This window comes from Inhella proteolytica (genome assembly GCF_016093275.1).
GTDB classification, from domain to species: Bacteria; Pseudomonadota; Gammaproteobacteria; order Burkholderiales; family Burkholderiaceae_C; genus Inhella; species Inhella proteolytica.
On sequence record NZ_JAEDAK010000038.1, the window covers coordinates 1 to 1,928 of the forward strand.

Below are 1,928 nucleotides of genomic sequence, written 5' to 3' on the forward strand. Positions count from 1 at the left end.
CAGCCGGCGCCGGGCTGCCCAGCTGGGCCGCGGCCTGCGGCACGCCCGAAGCGGGCGGCGCGGCGGCGGGCTGCGTGGCGGCGGCCGGCGGCGTCGGGGCAAACATCGACGGGCGGCCGTTGTGGCGTTGCCAACCGTCCCACAGCAACAGCAGGGACATGGAGAACACCACCCAAAGCACGGTGCGGCGGATGTCGGTCATGGGTCTTGGCTTGGGGAAGAGAAGGAGGGAGGCCGCCGCAGGCCGGTGAACAAGCGCGGCGGCTGGGCCGGAACGGGGTCGTGCCCGCCCAGGCAGAAAGGATTGCAGCGCAGGATGCGGCGCGTGGCCAGGTAGCTGCCGGCCAGGCCGCCATGCGCTTCCAGCGCCTGCAAGGCGTAATTGGAGCAGCTGGGGCTGTAGCGGCAGCCGGCATTGAGCCAGTGGCTGAACAGCAGCTGGTAGGCGCGCACCAGCGCGCGCAGGCCGCGCTGCAGCAGCGAGGCCGGGGCCTTCACGGCGCCACCACCTTGGGCTTGGCCGCAGCCGGCCGCGGGTTCAGCGCGCGCCGCCACAACAGCTGCAGGTCTTCGCGCAGGGCCAAGCGCAGCGGCTCAGAACGGGCGCTGGGGAATTGCTTGCGGTCGATCGGGCTGCGCAGGCGCAGCACCCACAGCCCGGCCGGCAAGGGCTGGGCGCCGCCCAACTGTTCGGTGAGGCTGGCACGCCCGAGGCGCTTGACCAGATTGCGCGTCACCGCGCGCCGGGCCAGCCGCTTGGGCACGACCAAACCGAGCCAGCGGCCGCTGGGGTTTTCACCGAGTCCATCCACAACCCTGTGCCCATCCGGTGGGCAGGCTGTGGACAACTTGTGCGCAGCCGGTTGAGAAGGCGCATCGGCCAGAAAATGCAGGGCGAACCAATGCGAACGAGCGCGGCTGCCTGCTTGCAGTACGCGCTCGAAATCGGTCGCCCGGAGGATGCGGCCCAGCTGGGCAGCCCTGGGATCGGGAGCGACCATTGCCGCCCCGCAACGTCGGCTGAAAGCCGACTTAGACGCCCAGGCGCTTGCGGCCCTTGGCGCGGCGCGCGTTCAGGACGGCGCGGCCACCGCGGGTAGCCATGCGGACCAGGAAGCCGTGAGTGCGGGCGCGACGAACCTTGGAGCCTTGATAAGTGCGTTTCATGGTGAATCACCTTCTGCGTCGTGGTCTGCACGCACCAGACGATCTGGCGGGCACGGACGACGGGATTGACAAGCCGCGCGCCGCCAGCGGCCCCAGTTCATGGAGCAGGCCCTTCGGCCCGATGGCAACGCGCTAGGAAATGCCGAGCAGGGGTTTTGCACACCCGTCCGGCGAAAAGCCCGCGATTACACCAGCAAGTGCGCAGCCCCGTCAAGCCGCCCCAGCGCGCCCAGCCACCGGGCGGGCCAGTACCCGCTGTGGATAAGCCTTGCCAGAACGGCCCGGACGCATAGAATCCGCGCCCTTCAAAAGAGACTTATCCACAATGTCCGCAGACGCCCTGACGGGTCTGACCGGAACCACGGGGGGCAGCGCCGCGGCGCTGGCTGGGCCCGTGCCGGTCCCGCCCGCCGACCCCTCCGACCTGCCCGAACTGTGGCAGCGCGGCTGCGAGCGCCTGGCCACCGAACTGCCCGAACAGCAGTTCAACACCTGGATTCGCCCCCTCCCCGCCGCCGAGTTGTGCCGCGCCGAGGACGGCCTGCGCGCCCGCCTGAGCGTGCCCAACCGCTTCAAGCTGGACTGGATCCGCGCCCAATACGCCAGCCGCATCGAGACCCTGCTGGGCGAGCTGGCCGGTGAGCCCGTGCGCCTGGAGCTGAGCGTGGCCGCGCAGCCGCCGCGCACCCTGCCGGTGCGCGCGCCCCAGCCCGGCGGCAGCGCGCCGCACGCCGCCGCCCCCGCGGCCCACCCCGCCCAAC

4 protein-coding genes and 1 pseudogene are annotated in these 1,928 nt (G+C 71.5%); 1 reads left to right on the plus strand and 4 read right to left on the minus strand.

Annotated features, from left to right (window positions below; genetic code table 11):
• The 4 genes and pseudogenes from I7X39_RS22905 to rpmH form a co-directional block, all read right to left on the minus strand.
• Positions 1-202 (minus strand): annotated as a pseudogene (locus I7X39_RS22905) (membrane protein insertase YidC); the annotation flags it as partial.
• Positions 199-498 carry a membrane protein insertion efficiency factor YidD gene (yidD, locus tag I7X39_RS22910; RefSeq protein ID WP_375140812.1) on the minus strand — a complete coding sequence of 100 codons (300 nt, stop codon included), beginning with the start codon at positions 496-498 and terminating at the stop codon, positions 199-201. The gene yidD and the pseudogene I7X39_RS22905, both read right to left, overlap by 4 nt.
• Positions 495-1,001, minus strand: coding sequence for a ribonuclease P protein component (locus I7X39_RS22915; protein WP_198113684.1), 507 nt, complete (start codon positions 999-1,001; stop codon positions 495-497). Before I7X39_RS22915 ends, yidD begins: the two co-directional genes overlap by 4 nt.
• Positions 1,002-1,032: 31 nt before the next feature.
• On the minus strand, positions 1,033-1,167 hold the full coding sequence (rpmH, locus tag I7X39_RS22920) for a 50S ribosomal protein L34 (protein ID WP_198113685.1): 135 nt from the start codon (positions 1,165-1,167) through the stop codon (positions 1,033-1,035).
• 394 nt (positions 1,168-1,561) lie between these two features.
• Here rpmH and I7X39_RS22925 point away from each other — a divergent pair.
• Positions 1,562-1,928, plus strand: a 367-nt coding sequence (locus tag I7X39_RS22925) for a DnaA N-terminal domain-containing protein (protein WP_310739962.1), incomplete at its 3' end; no start/stop codon positions are given.